Annotated in this window: 13 protein-coding genes; 6 read left to right on the forward strand and 7 right to left on the reverse strand. The window is 62.7% G+C overall.

Annotated elements, in window-relative coordinates; all coding sequences use genetic code 11:
* Window positions 1-109: 109 nt before the first annotated feature.
* From EFQ99_RS20320 to EFQ99_RS20350, 7 genes are all read right to left on the reverse strand, one after another.
* Window positions 110-1,327 carry a TadE/TadG family type IV pilus assembly protein gene (locus EFQ99_RS20320; RefSeq protein ID WP_126923211.1) on the reverse strand — a complete coding sequence of 406 codons (1,218 nt, stop codon included), beginning with the start codon at window positions 1,325-1,327 and terminating at the stop codon, window positions 110-112.
* A 113-nt stretch (window positions 1,328-1,440) separates the two neighbouring features.
* Window positions 1,441-2,328, reverse strand: a complete 888-nt coding sequence (locus tag EFQ99_RS20325) for a transglutaminase family protein (RefSeq protein WP_126923034.1) — start codon at window positions 2,326-2,328, stop codon at window positions 1,441-1,443.
* Window positions 2,325-4,745, reverse strand: a complete 2,421-nt coding sequence (locus EFQ99_RS20330) for a circularly permuted type 2 ATP-grasp protein (protein ID WP_126923035.1) — start codon at window positions 4,743-4,745, stop codon at window positions 2,325-2,327. The genes EFQ99_RS20325 and EFQ99_RS20330 overlap by 4 nt, the downstream gene beginning before the upstream one ends.
* A 37-nt stretch (window positions 4,746-4,782) precedes the next feature.
* A complete protein-coding gene (locus tag EFQ99_RS20335; protein WP_126923036.1) occupies window positions 4,783-8,109 on the reverse strand; it encodes a transglutaminase family protein in 3,327 nt (1,108 codons plus the stop codon).
* A gap of 102 nt (window positions 8,110-8,211) precedes the next feature.
* Window positions 8,212-9,594: a sensor histidine kinase gene (locus EFQ99_RS20340; RefSeq protein WP_126923037.1), complete on the reverse strand. Its 1,383-nt coding sequence runs from the start codon at window positions 9,592-9,594 to the stop codon at window positions 8,212-8,214.
* A complete protein-coding gene (locus EFQ99_RS20345) occupies window positions 9,591-10,268 on the reverse strand; it encodes a response regulator (protein WP_126923038.1) in 678 nt (225 codons plus the stop codon). Before EFQ99_RS20345 ends, EFQ99_RS20340 begins: the two co-directional genes overlap by 4 nt.
* A gap of 98 nt (window positions 10,269-10,366) precedes the next feature.
* On the reverse strand, window positions 10,367-12,235 hold the full coding sequence (locus tag EFQ99_RS20350; RefSeq protein ID WP_126923039.1) for an adenylate/guanylate cyclase domain-containing protein: 1,869 nt from the start codon (window positions 12,233-12,235) through the stop codon (window positions 10,367-10,369).
* Between the two features lie 681 nt (window positions 12,236-12,916).
* On the opposite strand from EFQ99_RS20350, the gene EFQ99_RS20355 reads away from it, so the two are divergent.
* The 6 genes from EFQ99_RS20355 (at window position 12,917) to EFQ99_RS20380 (ending at window position 19,932) form a co-directional block, all read left to right on the forward strand.
* Window positions 12,917-14,878, forward strand: coding sequence for a methyl-accepting chemotaxis protein (locus EFQ99_RS20355; protein ID WP_126923040.1), 1,962 nt, complete (start codon window positions 12,917-12,919; stop codon window positions 14,876-14,878).
* The gene (locus EFQ99_RS20360; protein ID WP_126923041.1) at window positions 14,878-15,354 is read left to right on the forward strand and encodes a chemotaxis protein CheW; all 477 of its coding nucleotides are present in this window, start codon (window positions 14,878-14,880) and stop codon (window positions 15,352-15,354) included. The genes EFQ99_RS20355 and EFQ99_RS20360 overlap by 1 nt, the downstream gene beginning before the upstream one ends.
* Window positions 15,355-15,449: 95 nt before the next feature.
* Complete coding sequence (locus EFQ99_RS20365) at window positions 15,450-16,496, forward strand: ABC transporter substrate-binding protein (protein ID WP_126923042.1); 1,047 nt, start codon at window positions 15,450-15,452, stop codon at window positions 16,494-16,496.
* 397 nt (window positions 16,497-16,893) lie between these two features.
* Entirely contained in the window at window positions 16,894-17,838 is a 945-nt protein-coding gene (locus EFQ99_RS20370; RefSeq protein ID WP_126923043.1) for a Bug family tripartite tricarboxylate transporter substrate binding protein, read from the forward strand.
* Window positions 17,835-18,326 (forward strand): tripartite tricarboxylate transporter TctB family protein, encoded by a 492-nt coding sequence (locus tag EFQ99_RS20375; RefSeq protein ID WP_126923044.1) that lies wholly within the window; start codon window positions 17,835-17,837, stop codon window positions 18,324-18,326. The genes EFQ99_RS20370 and EFQ99_RS20375 overlap by 4 nt, the downstream gene beginning before the upstream one ends.
* Window positions 18,327-18,414: 88 nt before the next feature.
* Window positions 18,415-19,932, forward strand: coding sequence for a tripartite tricarboxylate transporter permease (locus EFQ99_RS20380; protein ID WP_126923045.1), 1,518 nt, complete (start codon window positions 18,415-18,417; stop codon window positions 19,930-19,932).
* The last annotated feature ends 96 nt before the right edge of the window (window positions 19,933-20,028 follow it).

Below are 20,028 nucleotides of genomic sequence, written 5' to 3' on the forward strand. Positions count from 1 at the left end.
TTGATTTCAATCGCTTTTCCCGATCAGATGGGTTGGACGAGAATAACGAAAAGCCGCGCCGGTTTGTTCCGGCGCGGCTTTTCCTTTGCCCTTTTTCGTAGCCGTATGCTCAGTTCGTCAGACGTGTCAGCTGAGCGGAGGCTTTCGCACCGATCGCCTGAAAGGCCGCAAGGAGGTCTTCCATTTTTTCAGCCTGGAAATAATGGGAGTCGTCGGAGGCGCAATAATGCAACAGCGCCTGTCCGCCCGCGGGTGCCATAAAGGCAATCGTATAGATTTCGATGCCCTTAGATTTCGCGTCGTCACATGTCTTCTTCGTCGCGGTGTCGTAGGAACGGCCGCCGCTGCTATCATTGTTGTTGTCGCCGTCCGTCATAAAGACGATGTACTTCTTGGGTACTTGCCCGGTCTTCTGCCGGTGGGCGGCGTCTTCGGCGTCATTGCCCGCGGCGTTCTTGGCGGTGAGAGACGTGTAAGCCGTGTTCACTGCGCCGCTTGAATTCGTGCCACCTCCTGACTGAAGTGCGTTGACATAGCTCGTGACAGCGGCAGTTCCCCAGGCGAGACTGCTGGCGGGGTATTCAACGATATCATAGGATACCGCGCCTGTGCGCACATATTCGGCATTGGGATCCGCGCTATCGAGCTGACCAAAGAGTTTGCCGGCGGCGAGCTTCAGCGCTTCTATCTTTGTGTAAAAACGCGTACGCGTGCCGGTGCAGGTGTCGTAGACTGTCTTGCCCTTTTTGTTGGGGTGAGGGTTGCAGTCATAGGTGTATGGTTCCGTCGTGACAGTGGTGGTAGGATCTCCCATCGACCCCGATTTATCGAGTGCGAGGAACATAGAGATCGAGCCTTGGGTCTCTGAGTGACCACCGACCGTCGTGCTGGAGGTCGAGAGATGTTGCGTCTTGAAGCCAACCGCCTGCATCAGCGGGTTGACCGTGAGGTCGTAACTCGGTGAAACCGTCACCTGATAGGATGTCGACTTGCCTGATGTCGTTGTCTGGACACCGACGCTCGTCGTGTTCTTGATGTCGGTGCCGCTCTGCAGGTAGTTCGCTATTTGCCCGGCAACGAAATTTTGCGCAAAGGCCTCGGCCTGCGACGTTTGGATCGTGCCGTTCGCTAGTGCGGTAGCGGTCGCGAGCGCGGCTGAATCGGCCGCTTCCTGGAGCTGCTGTTTGGCGAGCAGCATATCGCCAACCTGAATCGCCATACCGGCGACGCCGAGAAGAACGGGCATCATGATCGCCGTCATGAGGCCGAAATTGCCGCCACGGTCGCTGAACATGCGACGCAGGCAGGGATGCAAGGAGGTGCTCATCATGTTCACCCGAAATAGACCCTGTGGGTGACATTAGGCACGCCTCTCCTTTCCGGCGTCCTTACGGCATCAATACAATTTTAACGAATCGGCGGATTTTTCCAGTTTTGGGATTATTTCAGCGGGATCACGTCGACCGCCTGGACGGCGCGCTGACCGCCATAGCTTTTCAAGACGCCGATGACGGGGACGACGTCGGAATAATCCCGGCCATAGGCGACGACGATGTGATCCATGCCGGCGGGAATGCTGTTGGTCGGATCGAGTTCGATCCAGCCGATCGTTTCGCCGCACCAGATGCGCACCCAGGCATGCATGGCGTCCGCCCCTTCGAGCCGTTCCTTGCCGGGCGGCGGGATGGTGCGCAGGAAGCCGGAGACGTAGCCAGCCGGAATGCCGAGGCTTCGAAGTGCTACGATCATGATGTGGGTGAAATCCTGACAGACGCCGCGCTTCAGCCTGAACGCTTCGAGCGGCGTGGTGTCCACCGTCGTCGCTTCGGGATCGTAGGTGAAATCCTTGTTGATGCGGGCGCAGAGCGCATGGGCGATCTGCATCGCCGTCAGATGAGGCGTGGCGCAGTTTCGCGCATAGTCGGCGATCTCGCGTGCTTGCGTCAGGCGCGGGCTGTCGCCGAGGAAGTGGTGCGGCGAATCCGGCGCCAGCGACCAGATGCCTGCTATCTCCTCCGGCAGGTCGGCAAGCAGCGGCGAGAAATCGGCGGCGATCGGCTGGCTTTCCACCTGCACCCGGGCCTGCATGCGAATGTCGAGCGCCTCGTGCGGCGCGCGCAGCATGAAGGAGGTGGCGGAATGATCGAAGAAATCGACGAAATGCGACTGCTCGTCCGGCGTCGGCGAGATGGTGATCGAGCCGGCGACCAGGCGCTGCCGGTTGGTCAGCGACAGCGGCATCAGGCGCATGATGTGACGGGCGCCGGAGGCCGGCACGTCGTAGCTGTAACCCATGCGGAGAGTGAGATCGTAGAGCACTGATGTCACCCGAGATAGGTCTGGGCGAGCAGATCGGAAAGCTGCTCCAATTCGCGTTCCAGCCGCTGATAGACTTCGATCCCCATGCCTTCCGGCGTCATCACCGCCAGGCCGGAATGAAGCCGCATCGCTTCACGGTAGAAGGGTGACATCTGACCGTTGATCAGGGCGTTTGGCAGCTGCTCGACCTCGTGGTGGATCTCGTTGACCTGGAAGAGGACCGAGCGCGGGTTGAGGGGGTCGAGCGCCAGCAGGTCGGTGACGGTCAGCCGCGCCGTGTTGACGTTGTAGCGGCGGCGGTGGGTCATGACGCTGTCGCCGATTTCGAGCAGCATGTCGAGCGCGCCGTCGGGTGCTTCCGGGCCGGACATGTGGCCAAGCAGGCGCGTCATGTGCAGGCCGCGCTCGATATAGCGGCCGAGCGAGAGGAAGCGCCAGCCGGTGAAGCGGTACATGTTCTCGTGCACGAGACCGGCGAAGCCTGCGAGCTTACGCAGAAGGATGGTCATCGCATGGCTGGCGTCATCGCCGGCGGAGACGGTGACGTGGAACCGGTGCGCGGTCTTGGCGAGATCGTTAAGCGCCAGCCAGCCGTCGGGCGAGAAACGGTCGCGGATGTTGCTCGCCGAATAAACGGCGCTGTCGATATTGCGCAGCAGCGTTTCCGGCACGGGTTCGGCGGTATCGATATCGACGGCCGCGAGATAGGCGGAGACGTCGGCAAGTAGCGGCTGGTTCGGATCGGCGGCTTCGGCAAAACGCGCATGCCAGGCGCGCAGGATGCGCAGCGCCCCTTCGGCGCGCTCGATGTAGCGGCCGAGCCAGAACAGATTGTCGGCCGCCCGGCTCGGCAGGCTGCCGGGCATGTTGCGGGTGAAGCTGCCTTCGGCCGGCAGCAGCGTGTGGCGCTCGACCGGCTTGTCGCTGACGATCCAGACGTCGGCGGCCGCTCCGCCCGACTGCATGGCGATTGCCGCAACATCGGCGCCGGAGCCGATACGGGCGAAACCGCCGGGCATGATCTGCCAGCCGTTTGCCGTGCGAGCGGCGAAAACGCGCAGCGACATCGGCCGCGGCACGAGCTTGCCGTCGACCCAGGCCGGCGTCGTCGAGAGCGTGACGACCTCCTGGCCGACCAGTTTCGGGCCGTCAGAACTCAGCCAGTCGGTAATCGAATCCTTGGCAGTCGCACGCAACGACGAGCCGAGCACGGATTCGCCGTTGTCGTCGAAGAAGGGGGCGCGGGAATAGGCCGGGCCGATCACCATCTTCTCGATGTTCTCGGCGACGTGCTCGCGCTCATCCTGCTGGCCGCACCACCATGTAGCAATCGACGGCAGCTGCAAATCCGTCCCCAGGAGATGCCGACAGATGGTCGGCATGAAGGCGAGAAGCGCCCGGGTTTCGAGAATGCCGGTGCCAAGCGCGTTGACGATGGTGACGCTTTCGGCGCGCAGCGCTTCGACCAGGCCTGGCGTGCCGATATGCGAATTCTGGTTCAGTTCCAGCGGATCGGCGAAAGCCGAATCGAGACGGCGCCAGAGCACACCGATCGGCTTGAGGCCGGCGACCGTGCGCACCATGATGCGGCCCTTGACGACGGTGAGATCCTCGCCCTCGAGCAGCATGAAGCCGAGATAGCGGGCGATGTAGGCGTGTTCGTAATAGGTCTCGTTGGCGGGGCCGGGCGTCAACACCGCGATGCGGTCGTCGCCCGAATGTTTCATGCCCTGCAGCGCGTCGCGGAAAGCGCCGAAGAAGGAGGCAAGACGGTGGACCGGGGTTTCGGCGTAGATATCCGAGAAGGCCCGGGTCGTCGCGACGCGGTTTTCCAGCGCGAAACCGGCGCCGGACGGGGCCTGCGTCCGGTCGGCCAGCACCCACCAGTTGCCGTCAGGGCCGCGGCCGATTTCGAAGGCGCAGAAATGCAGATAGTGGCCGGATGCCGGCCGGATGCCTGCAAGCGGACGCTGGAATTCGGGATTGGCGGCGATCAGCGCCGGCGGCAGGAGGCCTTCCTGGACCAGCCGGTTCTCGCCGTAAATATCGGCGACGATTGCTTCCAGGAGGTCGGCGCGCTGGACGAGGCCCGCCGACAGCGCCTGCCATTCGCGCTCGTCGATCAGCACGGGAATATGCGAAAGCGGCCAGGCGCGTTCGCCGGTGCCCTTGCTGCCATAGGCGCGATAGAAGACGCCGGCATCCCTGAGATAACGGTCGGCGCGGGCGAAACGCTCGGCAAGATCCTTCTCCGGCATTGCGCCGAGATGGGAGAGGAAACGCTGCCAGACGGGGCGGACCGCGCCCTTGTTGTCGACCATTTCGTCGGCCGAGCCGGAAAGCGGCGCATAGTCGAAGGCCGCATCCTTGCCGATGCTGCGCCCAGCCTCCTCTTTGCGCTCCACTGCCGGTCTCTTACTACCCATCTAAACCCAACCTCAACCCTCGGCCTTTGCCCCGGCCTCAAATTCCGGCGGGCCGCCTCAGATCCAACGTCAGCGGGAATTCCGGCGAAGGCGCCTCGGCGCGCGGGATATAACCGCCCGCCGTATGTCCCCACGGCTCGAACCGGGCAAGCCGCCTTGCTTCCGCCTCGTTGCCGTTGACCGGGAAGGTGTCATAAGTCCGGCCGCCCGGATGGGCAACATGATAGATGCAGCCGCCGATCGAACGCTTCGACCATGTATCATAAATGTCAAAAGTCAAAGGCGTGTTGATCGGAAGCACCGGATGAAGGCCGGAGGCCGGCTGCCAGGCCTTGTAGCGGACGCCGGCGACCGAGACGCCCGACGTGCCGGTCGGCGTCAGCGGCAGGGTGCGGCCGTTGCAGGTGACGGTATAGCGCGCGGTATTGCTGGTTTCGAGCCGTACCTGAAGGCGCTCGACGGAGCTGTCGACATAGCGGACGGTCCCGCCCGGCGCGCCCTCCTCGCCCATGACATGCCAGGGCTCCAGCGCCTGGCGCAGTTCCAGCTTCGAGCCTTCGTATTCGACCTCGCCGCAGAAGGGGAAGCGGAATTCGAGCTGGGCCTTGAACCATTCGGGGCTGAGGTCGAAGCCGTTTTCGCGGAGATCGGCGAGCACGTCGAGGAAATCGGCCCAGACGAAATGCGGCAGCATGAAACGGTCGTGCAGGGTGGTGCCCCAGCGGACGAACTTGCCGTCGACAGGGTTTACCCAGAAACGGGCGATGAGCGCGCGAACCAGCAATTGCTGGGCAAGCGACATGCGCGCGTTCGGCGGCATCTCGAAACCGCGGAACTCGATGAGGCCGAGGCGTCCTGTGGGGCCGTCGGGCGAAAACAGCTTGTCGATGCAGATCTCGGCGCGGTGGGTGTTGCCGGTGACGTCGGTCAGAAGATTGCGGAACAGGCGGTCGACGAGCCAGGGCAAAGGCTGCTGGCCGCGACCGGGTGCTCCGATCTGCGCCATGGCGATCTCCAGCTCGTAGAGAGTGTCGTGGCGAGCCTCGTCGATACGCGGCGCCTGGCTGGTCGGGCCGATGAACATGCCGGAGAAGAGGTAGGAGAGCGATGGGTGGCGCTGCCAGTGGAGGACGACGCTCTTCAAGAGATCGGGACGGCGCAGGAACGGGCTGTTGTTCGGATTGGCGCTGCCGACGACGACATGATTTCCGCCGCCGGTGCCGGTGTGGCGGCCGTCGATCATGAATTTGTCGGCGCCGAGCCGGGTGGCGCGTGCCTCTTCGTAGATCGCCGTGGTGATATCGACGCATTCCTTCCAGTTCGAGGCCGGGTGGATGTTGACCTCGATAACGCCGGGATCCGGAGCAACGCGGATGACGTTGATGCGCTCGTCCTGCGGCGGCGGGTAACCTTCGATATGGACGGGAAGCTTGAGCTCGGCGGCGGCGTTTTCGGCAGCGGCAATCAGCTCGAGATAATCCTCGATGCGCTCGACCGGCGGCATGAAGACGCAGAGCCTGCCGTCGCGCGGCTCGACCGACATGGCGGTGCGCACGGCGCCGCCGATTTCGCCCAGCGTCTGTTCAATCCGTCCGCGATTGCTCTCGTCGGCATGGAAGGAAGCTTCCGGCATGGCCCGGCCGGCCGGCACGAAAACGTCAGGCAGCGGTTGGCGCGGAATCGTCGGATCGGCCGGGTGGATATAGGGATAACGTGCCGGCGGAACATAGGGCAATGTGCCGAGCGGCAGGCGGTAACCGATCGGGCTGTCGCCCGGGACGAGGAAGATCTTGCCGCGGCGGGTGCGCCATTTCTCGCTGACCCAGACTCGGGCTTCGGCTGCTTTGGCGTTCCATGCCTGAACCGGCAGGATGTAGCCGGTGGGCACGGTGAGGCCGCGGTCGAAGACGCGGGCGATGCGGTTGCGTTCTTCCGGATCTTTCAGTTTCGAATTTGCCGGATCGACATTATCGGGAAGATTGCCCTCCTTGATGATCCAGTCGGCAGTATCTTCATAGGCCGGCTGCACCATGTCGGGCTTGATCGCCAGCTCCTTTGCGATCGCTGCCAGGAGTTTTTCGGCATCCTCGGCCGCAACGCCGGTGTCCTTGCCTTCGGCGGCGACCAGATCGAGGTTCTGCCAGACCGGCTTTCCGTCGCGGCGCCAATAGAGCGAGAAGGTCCAGCGCGGCAGGCTTTCGCCCGGATACCATTTGCCCTGGCCGTAATGCAGGAAGCCGCCAGGGGCAAAGCGTTCATGCAGCCTGCGGATCAGGCTGTCGGCCTTTTCGCGCTTGGTCGGGCCGACGGCGGCGGTGTTCCATTCCTCGGACTGGAAGTCGTCGATCGAGACGAAGGTTGGCTCGCCGCCCATCGTCAGGTGCACGTTCTCGGCTTCGAGGACGCGGTCGACCTTTTCGCCGAGCTGATTGAGCTCGTCCCAGCTCTCATCGGAGAAGGGCTTGGTGATGCGCGGGTGCTCGGCGACGCGCGAGACCTTCATGTCGAAGGCGAATTCGGTTTCGGCCTCGCCGAAATAACCGCCGGAAATCGGGGCGGCGTTACGGAAATGCGGCGTGGCGGCAAGCGGGATATGGCTTTCGCCGGTCAAGAGACCTGAGGTTGGATCGAGGCCAACCCAGCCGGCGCCGGGCAGATAAACCTCCGCCCAGGCATGCAGGTCGGTGAAATCGACTTCGGTGCCGGAAGGACCGTCGAGCGCTTTCAGATCGGGCGTCAGCTGGATGAGGTAGCCGGAGACGAAGCGGGCGGCAAGGCCGAGATGGCGGAGAATCTGGACGAGCAGCCAGCTGGTGTCGCGGCAGGAACCCTTGGCGCTTTCCAGCGTCTCCTCCGGCGTCTGGACGCCGGCTTCCATGCGGATGACATAACCGATCTGCCGCTGCAGGCGGGCATTCAAACCGACGATCATATCGACGGTGGGCTGACCGGGAGACCAATCGAGCGTCGGCAGCAGCGCCTTCAGGCGCGGGCCGGCCGGGTCCGGCGTCATGTAAATCGACAGATCCTCGCGGATCGTTTCAGGATAGTCGAAGGGCCATTTGGTCGCTTCCTCTTCGACGAAGAAGTCGAAGGGATTGTAGACCGTCATGTCGGCGACGAGGTCGACCTCGATCTTGAACTCGGTCACCGGATCCGGGAAGACGTAGCGGGCAAGATAGTTGCCGTAGGGATCCTGCTGCAGGTTGACGAAGTGGTTGGAGGGCGTGACCTTCAGCGAGTGGCTGAGCACCCCCGTCTTCGAATGCGAGGCCGGTTTCAACCGGATGATCTGTGGGCCGAGGCGGACCGGTTTGTCATAGGTATAGTGCGTCAGATGATAGATGCTGGCTTTGATCGACATATTTCTCTTTTTATCCGGCGCGCATCGTTGTGCGGCTTGCTGTTCCCGAAATCAGTGTGTGCAATGCAGCGAAAGAAAGCAAGGTGCAAAGGCGGCCGGCTTCTATGCTGCCTTGGCGAAGGTGACGGCGGCCTTCAGGCCGCGGCCGTCCGTTCCCGGTTCCAGCGTCAGGGCGGCGTTGAAAAGATTGGCGATTTCTTCGACGATCGGCAGGCCGAGGCCGGCGCCCGGCGCACCGGAATCATTGCCGCGCGAAAAACGCCGGCGCACGGCCTCCAGTTTCTCGTGCGGAATGCCGGGGCCGTTGTCCTCGACCTCGAGGCGGATCGTCTCAGGTGCGGCGATGATGCGGACGGTGACCTCGGCTCCCTTGCCGGCATAGGCGATGGCATTGCCGGCAAGATTGCGCAGCATTTCGCCGATCAGCAGCGGCTCGGCGCGGATCATCGCCGGGCTCTCGCCCTCGAAGCCGAGATCGATGCCGGCGACGGCGGCCGCCGGGATCTGTTCGCCGGTGATTTCCTGGGCGATGGCCGCAAGATCGATGGCGGAAGCGGTCAACGCTTCCTTGGCGGTGGCGGCGTCGATCTTGGCCATCAACAGAAGCTGGGCAAGGATGCGCTCGGCATGCGCCACCGCCTGATCGCCCTTCAGCGCCGCCGCCTGGGCTTCATCCAGCGAGCCGGCGCGGGCGGAAAGGGCAAGCTGGGTGCGGATGATCGCGAGCGGCGTGCGCAGCTGGTGGCTGGCATTGCCGGTGAAATGGCGCAGTGCATCGAGCGCCGACTGCAGGCGGACCATGAAGGAATTCACCGTATCCACAAGCGGCTCGACCTCGCTCGGCACCGTCTCTTCGATCGGATGCAGGTCGTCGGGGCTGCGCTCGCCGATGGCGTCGCCGAGCTTGTAGAGCGGGCGGAGCGCCACCGTGACCGAGATCCAGACGATGACGGCCGCGCCCAGGATCATGAAGGCGAGGCGCAGCGCCGAGCGGACGAGGATCGCCTGCGCCAGTTGCCGGCGGGCGATGGTGGTTTCCGCCACCGTGACGACGAAGGGCACGGAGCGGATGCCGGTCGAGGCGGAACGTTCGAGCGTCGCCACACGGATCGGCTCGCCGCGGAAGGTGTCGTCGGCAAAAGCGGCGGCATCGCCCGGCGCCTTCTTCAGGACCGGCAGGGACTGGTAGCCGGTGATGAACTGGCCCGGCGGGCCATCGACCCGGTAAAAGACGCGATCCTGCGCGGCCGAGGTCAGCATTTCAAGCGCGACATAGGGGATGTCGACCTGCAGCGTCCCATCCTCGGCGACGACGACGCGTTCGGCGATTGCGAGAGCCGAGCCGGCGAGCACGCGGTCCGAAACGATGTTCGAGGTCTGGACGGCCTCGCGATAGGTATCGGCAAGCGCCAGCGTACCGATGACGGCTGTCGAGACGAGCAGCCAGAAGAGCAGCCGGCGCCTGAGGGAGTAGGCAGCTTTCATAAGGCCTCTGGCAGCTTGTCGAGATAATAGCCGATGCCGCGGGCGGTCTTGACCGTCAGCCCGTGCGGCGAGAGGCGTTTCCTCAGACGGCTGACATATTGTTCGATCGCATTTGCGGAAATGTCGTCATCGAAGGCCGTCAGCGACTGCATGATCGCCTCCTTGGCAACGACCTTGCCGGCCCGCATGAAGAGGATTTCGAGCAGGCCGAGCTCGCGGGCGGGAATGTCGAGGGGGGTCGCGCCCGATGAAAAGGTGCGGGAGGTGAGGTCGAAGGAAATGCCGCCGAAGCCGACGGTCGCCGAACGCAAGCCCGCCTGGCGGCGCAGCAAGACGCGCACCCGCGCCTCGAATTCGGCGATGTCGAAAGGTTTGATCAGATAATCGTCGGCGCCGAGATCGAGACCCTTCACCCGCTCTTCCGGCGCGCCGCGCGCCGTCAGGATGAGGACGGCCGCCTGGTTCTGCCGGGCGCGCATGGCGCGTAGCACGTCGAGCCCATCCATCTCGGGCAGGTTGAGGTCGAGGATGACAAGATCGAAATTCTCAGCCGCGATGACGGCATTGGCGGATGCGCCGTCATGGACGACATCGACCGCATGGCCCGTGCCGCGCAAGATCGCCGACAGGCCGTCGGCCAGCGCGATATTGTCTTCGGTGAGCAGGATGCGCACGGATGTTCCCCCTGTTTTTCAAAGGAGATTACAGAGGTGACGAAGGGATGTCACAGCGATTTTGGGGGTTGGGTGAATGGCCCTGGAAGGAGCCAGCTTCAGCTTCCGGTTCTTTCCATCTGCTCGCGGTGAGTCATCGCGGCGGCCAGCATCTTCTGGAAGCGGGGGTCGTGGCGGATGTTGTCGAGATCGGAGTCATTGTTGAACCACTTGATATGGTAGACGGAGCTGTACGGCAGCAGCCTTCCCAGAAGGTCTATCGCCTGGTCGACGTCGCCGAGAACAGAGTGGACGCAGGCAAGATTATATTGGGCGACGATGTCGTCGGGATCGATGGCGATGGCGCGCGCGGCCCATTGGCGCGCGCTCGTGACGTCGCCGAGATGGGCAAGCGCCAGTGCGCCGCGATGGGCCGGACCGGAATTTTCCGGATTGAGGTTCAGCGCACGTTCGGCGCGCTGCAGGCCGAGCCGCGCCCAATTTACCGTGTCGACCTCGCGGCCGAGCGAACGATAGGCGGCCATCAGATGGATCGGCGAGACGTAGTCGTCGGGACGGATCTCCGCGGCGCGGGTGAAATATTGAACGGATTCGGCGAAGTCGCCGCGCATGAAGAAGAAACGGGCATAGTGAAAGTTGGCCTCGTAGAGGTTCGGATCGAGCGCCAATGCCCGTTCGAAAGCCGCCGCCGCCCTTTCGTCATCGCCGCTCTGATGCAAAGCCAGACCGCGGGAAGCCTGGGCCTCGGGAAGATCGGGATCAAGCTCCAGGGCGCGGGCGCTCATGTCGAGGATGCGCCGCAGAGGCACGTCGTCGGGCGCCCAATCGCGGATCGCCGCGTCGCAATCGGCGATGCCGGCATAGGCGCGGGCATAATCCGGGTCGAGCTCGACCGCTTTGCAGAACATGCGCCTGGCAAGCTCCAGGTATGATTTCGTCCAGGTGTGCGAGAGCTGCCGCCCCCTGAGATAATAGGTATAGGCCTCGACATTGGCTGTCGGCTCGTTGGCGATCGCCTTCTTCTCTTCCGGCAGCAGACGTACCTTCAACTGGCCGACGATCGCGTGGGTGATCTCGTCCTGGATCGCGAAGATGTCGGTCAGGTCACGGTCGTAACGCTCCGCCCAGAGATGGTCGCCGTTGGCGGTGTCGATCAATTGGCCGGAGATGCGCACGCGCTTGCCGAAGATGCGCACACTTCCCTCGAGCACGTAACGCACGCCGAGTTCCTGGGCGAGCGGCTTCACCTTCACCGAGGTGCCCTTGTAGGTGAAGATGGTGTTGCGCGGCACGACATGCAGGCTGGAGATCTTGGAGAGATCGGTGATGATGTCTTCGGTGATGCCGTCGGAGAAATAATCCTGGTCGGCGTCGCCGCTCATATTGGTGAAGGGCAGCACCGCGATGAAGCAGGTATTGCGGTTCTGCGCGACCAGCCGGGCGGAGGGCGGCGGCGCCAGGGCGACGGTATAGACCTGAACCGGCTGCCTGATGTTCTTCAGCGTATGCTCGCCGATGAATTCGAAGCCGAGATTGAGGCGCGAGCCGACCTGATCGCGCACCGAGGCCGACACGGCGATGCCGCCCGGCGCGGCGATGCGTTCGAGCCTCGCCGCCAGATTGACGCCGTCGCCGAATATGTCGCCGTTCTCGACCACGACGTCGCCAAGATTGATTCCGATGCGGAATTCGACGCGCTCGTCCTTCGGGACGCTCTCGTTGCGGGCCGACATGCTGCGCTGGATTTCGGCGGCGCAGGCGACCGCATTCACGACGCTCTGGAACTCGGCAAGGATGCCGTCGCCGGTGAGTTTGACGATCCTGCCCTTGTAGTCCGAAATACGAATGTCGACCAACTCGCAGCGATGGCGGTTCAGCGCCTGCAGTGTGCCTGACTCATCGATGCCCATCAGCCGGCTGTAGCCGACGACATCCGCAGCGAGAATAGCGCTCAGTCGTCGTTCCATGATCCCTCCCAAGGATCTTTCTAGATTAATCTAGCTTTTTATAGAGTTTTTGTCGCATAGAGTCGTCCCCCGAACAAGAAATTCGGGTGGCTTCGACGTTTTGACGCGGCCGCGCGACCATATAGCGTCGCCGATCTTCATCAATACTCTGTATGGGTGAAGGATGGTGTCAAGCCATAATCCTTTATGGTGAAAAATGGCTTCGGGACGGACGAACGAAATATTTTCGTCGTATGCCTATAGTTTCCGGGCTTGGCAAAAACCGAGGGCCTGTACTGAGATCGCTCGGAAGAAATCCATGGTTGCGTCAACTCCGAATGGCAGGCTGAGTGGAGCATTCCTTTGCGGCGGTCATGAAGCCGGTCGTGCGTTGCAATCAGCTAGATGATTCGACGAGTCGTTGCGTCGAAGGCTGCAGGGAGGGGATTTCTGCAGCTACAGGATGATTTGCCGTGAAAATTTCGTCGAAAAACTATCCAATTTTTACAACCGATAGCCAAATTGTGCAGCAGATTTCACGTGGCTGTACAAAAGTAGAATCTTGTTAGTCATTGCCGACAAGTAATCGTTCCAGGGGCGCGCACTGCCTGGCCTTTTCAAGTCCCCTGCGCCGCTCGAATGACTCGATATGGCTTTCTCCACCCTGACATCTTTCATTCGCCGAAGTGAAGCGGAACGATCATGTTTACTTTTTTCAATAACATCAGAATTCTGGGCAAAATGGCGCTCGTCTTTTCGCTGTTGCTCGCCCTCAGCACCATTATCAACGTCCTGAGCTACAGTTCACTGGCGACCCAGGAGAAGGCCGCGGGCTGGACCGAACATACCTATACGGTGCTGGGAACCCTGAACAACATCGTCGCGGCCATGGTCGACCAGGAAACCGGCATGCGCGGCTACCTATTGTCGGCAGACGAAAATTTCCTCGCGCCGCAGAAGGCCGGAGCCAAGTCCTACGCCGACAACATGCAGAAGGTGCGCAGCCTTACAGCGGATAATCCGGCCCAGCAGGCACGGCTGGACGAGCTGGCTTCCCTGGTCGATGGCTGGACGAAGGATGTCGTCGTCCAGGAAACGAAGCTGATGTCGGCCAAGGAGACCGTGCAGCAGGCGCGCGATCTTGAGGTCTCCGGCGTCGGCAAGAAATGGATGGATCAGATCCGCGCCAAAGCAGCTGAAATCGCCGGCATCGAGCAGGCCCTCCTGAAGACGCGCTCTGCCGAGGCAGCCGACGCAGCCGTGACGGCGCGTTATGCGATCATATCAGGCTCCGTCGCCATGATCGTTTTTGGTCTCCTTATGCTGTTCGTTCTGAACGGAGCCATGATCCGCCCGCTTGCCGGCATGACGGCCGTTATGCGCAAGCTCGCCGAGGGGGATACCTCCATCACCGTAAGCGGCGCCGGCCGCCGGGACGAGATCGGCGCAATTGCCGGCGCCGTCGAAGTTTTCCGCCAGGCAGCGGTGACAAATCGCAAACTCGAGGCGGATGCCGAGGCAAACCGCGAACGCCAGGCGAGGGAGCAGGAAGAAATCAACCGCGTCAAGGAAACCGAGGCAGGACAGGTCGCCTTCGTTACCAGCAATCTTGCTACGGGCCTGAAGCGGCTGGCGGCAGGTGATCTGGCCTTCCAGCTGGACGATGCCTTCGCACCGAATTTCGAGTCGCTGCGCAACGACTTCAACCAGTCCATCCGCCAGCTGGCAACCACGCTTGCGGAAATCTCCGAATCCGTTTCCAGCATGGATAACGGCACCCGCGAAATTTCTTCAGGCGCCCAGGATCTCTCGAGGCGCACCGAGCAGCAGGCTGCCTCGCTGGAGGAAACCGCGGCCGCACTCGACCAGATCACCGCCAACGTTTCCAATTCCACCAAGCGTACCGAGGAAGCACGCGTCGTCGCCAGCCGCGCCAACCAATCGGCAGTCCAGTCGGCAGCGGTCGTCAGCCACGCCGAAGAGGCAATGACGAAGATCGAGGATTCCTCCCAGCAGATCTCCAATATCATTGGCGTCATCGATGAGATCGCCTTCCAGACGAACCTTCTGGCGCTCAATGCGGGCGTGGAAGCGGCGCGTGCCGGCGATGCCGGCAAGGGTTTCGCCGTCGTCGCACAAGAGGTGCGCGAACTTGCCCAGCGTTCGGCTCAGGCCGCCAAGGAGATCAAGGGCCTCATTCACAACTCCTCGGCAGAGGTCGAGAGCGGCGTGAAGCTGGTGCGTGAAACCGGCGAAGCCTTGAAGACGATCGGCGGCTTCATCATCGAAATCAACAGCCATATGGAATCGATCGCGGTCTCGGCCAAGGAGCAATCGACCGGGCTTGCGGAGGTCAATACCGCCGTGAATGCCATGGATCAGACGACGCAGCAGAATGCGGCGATGGTGGAACAGTCGACCGCTGCTTCCAGCACCCTTGCGCAGGAAGCCGTCAAGCTTCGCAGTCTCATCGGTCAGTTCAAGCTCGACGGCATGGTCGGGACTGGGTCCTCCGCGGCTCGCCAGCCGGTTCGCGCTGCCGCGCCTGGCAACAAGCCGGTATCCTCTCCCGCCCGCGCGCTCGGCCAGAAACTCGCCGGCGCCTTTGGTGGCAGAGCGGCAACTGCGACTGCTGTCGCTGCCAATGAATGGAACGAGTTCTGATGGCCGACGTCGCACAATACGAGAAGCTCTCGGATGCGGCATTGGAAATCATCGCCTTCCATCTCGGCGACCAGCAGTTCTGCATCAAGACCACCTCAATCCGGGAAATCCGGGGATGGGCAGCGGCGACACCGCTGCCCCATGCGCCGGCGCACGTCCTCGGCGTGATGAATTTGCGCGGCACTGTCATACCGGTGATCGACCTTGCCGCCAAACTCGGCGTGCGTAGCGCCATCGATGCCAATCGCAGCGCGATCGTCGTGGCCGAGGTGAGAAAAAGCATCATCGGCCTCGTGGTGGACCGCGTGTCCGACATCCTGTCGATCGGCGGGGATCGCATTCAGCCGGTGCCGGATTTCGGCATCGGTTACGACCCGGCTTTCTCCTACGGGATCATTCCTTTCGATCAGGGAATGGTCTGTTTTCTCAATCTCGACCACATGTTTGCAGCCATCGAATTCGCATCGGCCGCATAGCCCCATGAAGCAGGCGGCGGCCGTCTCCGGCCGCCGTCGCCCTTGCTCCTCTCTGTCCGCTCGGGCATTGTTGCGGCATGAGGAGAATTTTCATCTTGCTGCTGGCGCTTTGGCCTGGTGGCGCGCTGGCCGATCAGGCCTTCTATCCGGCCAAATCGGGCAATGCCGATGCGCCGGTGCTGACCGTTTATTCCTCGCTCGACGAGCCGCTCGCCCAGCCGATGATCCGCGGCTTCCAGGAAGCCAATCCCGAGGTCGCGGTCAAATACGAGGACATGCTGACTGGCGACATCTACGACCGGATCGTCAGGGAGACGGATGCCGGCGGAAAGACGGCGGATTTTGCCTTCTCTTCGGCGATGGACCTGCAGGTGAAGCTTTCCAACGACGGATATGCGCAGGTCAGCAATCTGCCGATGAGTGCGGCATGGCCGAAATGGGCGAACTGGCGCAACACCGCCTATGCGCTGACCTTCGAACCGGCGGTCTTCGTCTATCACAAGCCGAGCTTCACGCATGAACCGGTGCCGAGTTCGCGGGCGGAATTCGTGGAATATCTGAAGCGCAAGGGCAATGCGGTCTATGGCCGGATCAGCACCTACGATATCGAGCGCTCCGGCGTCGGCTTTCTCTTCATGGCGCGCGACCAGGAACAGTTCGGCGACATCTGGTCGGTGATCGGGGCAATGGGGGCGGCGGGCGTCAAGCTTTATTCGACGAGTTCGGCGATCCTCGAACGCGTCGCTGACGGCCGCTTCGTGCTCGGCTACAACATCCTCGGCTCCTATGCGGCCGACTGGGCCTCGCGAGACCCCGATGTCGGCATCGTGCTGCCGAAGGATTATACGGTGGTCATGTCGCGGATCGGACTGGTGCCGCAGGCCGCCGCCGAACCGGAACTCGGGCGCCGATATCTCGCCTTCTTCATGTCGAAGGAGGGCCAGACGATCATGGCGCGCGAGCTGCAGATCCCGGCCGTCAGCCCCGAGGTGGCGGGGGAAAATACCGCCAATACGCTGCAGGAACTGCTCGGCGCCCAACTTCGGCCGGTGCCGGTCAGCCCCGGGCTGATGGTCTATCTCGACCAGGTGAAACGGGCGCGGCTGATCGCGCATTGGAACGAGGTTCTGCGGGCGCAGTGAAACGCGTCACGCTTCGGCGGGTTCATCCTTTTCACACGTTTCCGCATTTTTGGACGATGCTGGAGGTGGGAGCCCAGTTGGAGGATCTCAGATGAGGTCTGCGGTCAGTACTCTGCTGAGATAACCTGCACTCAGAGCGGCGTTGAAGAGCCGAATTCAGACCGGCGCCCACCAATTACGGCAAAAAAGTGTCCATTCCTTCTGGATATCTCGCTGGTGTCAGCTAGATGACAGCTTGTTGTGGTGGCTTTGGCTACTTCTTCTCCGTGGAGGCGGAGAGCTGAAGCCTTGGGAGGAGTTCCGCTCGTCACACAGGACAAGTTTGTCCGCTGGCCGGCCATCCTTCCCGATTCCCTGAGAATAACAGGCGGCCGCTCAGCCGCCCACGGAGGACATCGTGAAGCATACTTTCATCGCAACCATTTTCGCAGCCGCCATCGCGCTGCCGGCCTATGCAGCCGACTACACCATCATCGCGCCCGCCGCTCCCGGCGGCGGCTGGGATCAGACGGCCCGTTCGCTGCAGACCGCTTTGCAGCAGGAGAAGATTGCCGGCAACGTACAGGTCCAGAACGTTCCGGGCGCCGGCGGCACCATCGGTCTTGCGCAGTTCAGCAGCCAGGCTGCCGGTAATCCGAACTCGCTGATCGTCGGCGGTTATGTCATGGTCGGCGCGATCCTCACCAATAAGTCGCCGGTAACGTTGAAGAACGTCACGCCGATCGCCCGCCTGACCGGCGAGTATGAGGCCGTCGTCGTTCCCGCCTCGTCCGATATCAAGACCATGGCCGATCTCGTCGCGGCGCTGAAGAAGGATCCGGGCTCTGTTTCCTGGGGCGGCGGCTCGGCCGGCGGCACCGACCACATCACCGTCGGCCTGATCGCTAAGGCTTCCGGCGTCGACCCGACCAAGATCAATTATGTCGCCTTCTCCGGCGGCGGTGAAGCGCTCGCCGCCATTCTCGGCAACCAGGTCACCGCGGGTGTCTCGAGCTACAGCGAGTTCGAATCGCAGGTCAAATCAGGCATGCTCCGTCTGCTCGCCGTCTCCAGCGACAAGCGTATCGACGGCGTGGATGCTCCGACGCTGAAGGAAGCCGGCACCGACGTCAGCATCCAGAACTGGCGCATGGTCGCTGCTGCCCCCGGCCTCTCGGCAGAGCAGGTGGCAGCCGTCACCGCCGATTTCGAGAAGCTGCACGGTTCCGCCACCTGGCAGGAAACCCTGAAGACCAAGGGCTGGGCCGACACTTACCTCTCCGGCGACGCCTTCAAGGCGCAGCTCGAAAAGGATGTCGCCGCCACCGAAGGCATTCTCAAAGAGATCGGACTTGTTCAATGAGCGAGGAAAACACCTCCTCGGCAACCGAGCGCCGCCCTGATTGGGCGGCGTTCATCATTGCCGTTTTCCTCTTCGCCGTCGCCGGCGTGATGGCCTGGGATGCATCACACCTGAAAACGATCGCGCAATACGACCGCATCGGCCCGTCAACGGTGCCCGAAGTGGTGGCGTTCGGCCTCTTCTGTCTTGGTGTCTGGACCGTCGCCGAAGCCTGGCGCGGCGAATTTCCGGAACGTGAGAGGCAGGAAGTGGCGCCCGTCATCTGGATCGTCGCCGGTCTTGCCGGGCAGATGCTGCTTCTACGCGTAGCCGGCTTCTCGATTGCAACAGGCGTGCTGTTTGCGCTGACGGCGCGCGGCTTCGGCAAACGCAAGCTTTGGATCTCGCTGCCCCTCGGCATCGTTTTCAGCTTCGTCGTCTGGGCGATCTTCTCGCAGCTCTTGCAGCTGACGCTGCCGGCTGGGCCGCTCGAACACCTGTTCTTCTGACCGCGCGGGACGTGCTGTCAGCTCTTTTGATTTTTCGCGGCGCCCGATTGCGGAATGCAGGGCCGGGAATGCCGCCTGGGACACCAAGATGAGCACATTCGAATTCCTATGGCAGGGTATCCTGGTTGCGATGCAGCCGATGAACCTGGTTTATGCGCTGGTCGGCGTCACTCTCGGCACCGCCGTCGGCGTGCTGCCCGGCATCGGCCCGGCGCTCACCGTGGCGCTGCTGCTGCCGGCCACCTACAAGCTTGATCCGGGCGGTTCGCTGATCATGTTCGCCGGCATCTATTACGGCGGCATGTATGGCGGCTCGACGACCTCGATCCTGCTCAACACGCCGGGCGAAAGCGCCTCGATCGTCACCGCGCTCGAGGGCAACAAGATGGCGCGGGCCGGGCGCGGCGGACCGGCGCTGGCAACGGCGGCGATCGGCTCCTTCGTCGCCGGCCTCATCGCCACGCTCGGGCTCGCCTTCATCGCGCCCTATATCGTCAAGCTGGCGCTGGTCTTCGGACCGCGCGAATATTTCGCGCTGATGGTGCTCGCCTTCGTCACCGTCTCGTCGGCCTTCGGTGATTCGGCGCTCAGAGGTCTGAGCTCGCTGTTCATCGGTTTCGCGCTCGCCATGGTCGGCATCGACCAGCAGACGGGACAGGCGCGGCTTTCCTTCGGCATCCCAGACCTGCTCGACGGCGTCGAGGTGACGACGCTTGCCGTGGCGATGTTTGCGATCGGCGAAACGCTCTACATCGCCGCGCAGGGCAACCGGATCGCGGAGAAGATTGAGGCGGTCAAGGGTTCGCTCTGGATGAATGCTGAGGACTGGTCGCGCTCGTGGAAGCCCTGGCTGCGCGGCACACTGATCGGTTTCCCGATCGGCGCGATGCCGGCGGGCGGCGCTGAAATCGGCACCTTCCTGTCCTATTCGACCGAAAAGCGGCTGGCGAAGAACCCGGAAGAATTCGGCCATGGCGCGATCGAAGGCGTGGCCGGTCCCGAAGCGGCCAACAACGCCTCGGCCGCCGGTACGCTGGTGCCGCTTCTGACGCTCGGCCTGCCGACGACGGCGACGGCGGCGATCATGCTCGCCGGCTTCCAGCAATACGGGCTGCAGCCGGGGCCGCTGCTGTTTGCCACCAATCCGCAGCTCGTCTGGGGCCTGATCGCCAGCCTGCTCATCGCCAACGCGATGCTCCTGGTCCTGAACCTGCCGATGATCGGGCTCTGGGTGCGGCTACTGACCATTCCGAAGCCGTGGCTCTATGCCGGCATCCTGCTGTTTGCGACGCTCGGCACGATCGGCGCCAATCCGTCGGTGTTCGAGCTCGGCATGCTGCTCGCCTTCGGCCTGCTCGGCTATGTGATGCGGCTTTTCGGCTATCCGATCGCGCCTGCCGTCGTCGGCCTGATCCTCGGGCCGCTCGCCGAACAGCAGCTGCGCCGGGCGTTGGCGATCAGCCAGGGCGACGTCACGACGCTGGTGATGTCGCCGATCGCGGCGGGCCTGCTTATCGTCGCGGCTGCCGCTTTCCTCATTCCGCTGATCCTGCGACTTCGCGGCCGGGGCCAGGTGCTGTCGCAGCTCGCGGCAAACGAAGACTAAAACAAGAAGACGAGCCCACCCCTCCCTGGAGGCCGGCCATGGCAACATGGGTCGGCCTCTTCTTTTTTGCATGGCTGAGGTGATTTTACAGGCGTT

The organism is Rhizobium vallis (assembly GCF_003985155.1).
GTDB lineage: Bacteria > Pseudomonadota > Alphaproteobacteria > Rhizobiales > Rhizobiaceae > Rhizobium > Rhizobium vallis.

Bases quoted from the DNA above. Each gene is read 5' to 3' on its own strand.
- EFQ99_RS20320 (WP_126923211.1), bottom strand. From the start codon at position 1,327: ATGAGCACCTCCTTGCATCCCTGCCTGCGTCGCATGTTCAGCGACCGT.
- EFQ99_RS20330 (WP_126923035.1), bottom strand. From the start codon at position 4,745: ATGGGTAGTAAGAGACCGGCAGTGGAGCGCAAAGAGGAGGCTGGGCGC.
- EFQ99_RS20335 (WP_126923036.1), bottom strand. From the start codon at position 8,109: ATGTCGATCAAAGCCAGCATCTATCATCTGACGCACTATACCTATGAC.
- EFQ99_RS20340 (WP_126923037.1), bottom strand. From the start codon at position 9,594: ATGAAAGCTGCCTACTCCCTCAGGCGCCGGCTGCTCTTCTGGCTGCTC.
- EFQ99_RS20350 (WP_126923039.1), bottom strand. From the start codon at position 12,235: ATGGAACGACGACTGAGCGCTATTCTCGCTGCGGATGTCGTCGGCTAC.
- EFQ99_RS20355 (WP_126923040.1), top strand. From the start codon at position 12,917: ATGTTTACTTTTTTCAATAACATCAGAATTCTGGGCAAAATGGCGCTC.
- EFQ99_RS20360 (WP_126923041.1), top strand. From the start codon at position 14,878: ATGGCCGACGTCGCACAATACGAGAAGCTCTCGGATGCGGCATTGGAA.
- EFQ99_RS20375 (WP_126923044.1), top strand. From the start codon at position 17,835: ATGAGCGAGGAAAACACCTCCTCGGCAACCGAGCGCCGCCCTGATTGG.
- EFQ99_RS20380 (WP_126923045.1), top strand. From the start codon at position 18,415: ATGAGCACATTCGAATTCCTATGGCAGGGTATCCTGGTTGCGATGCAG.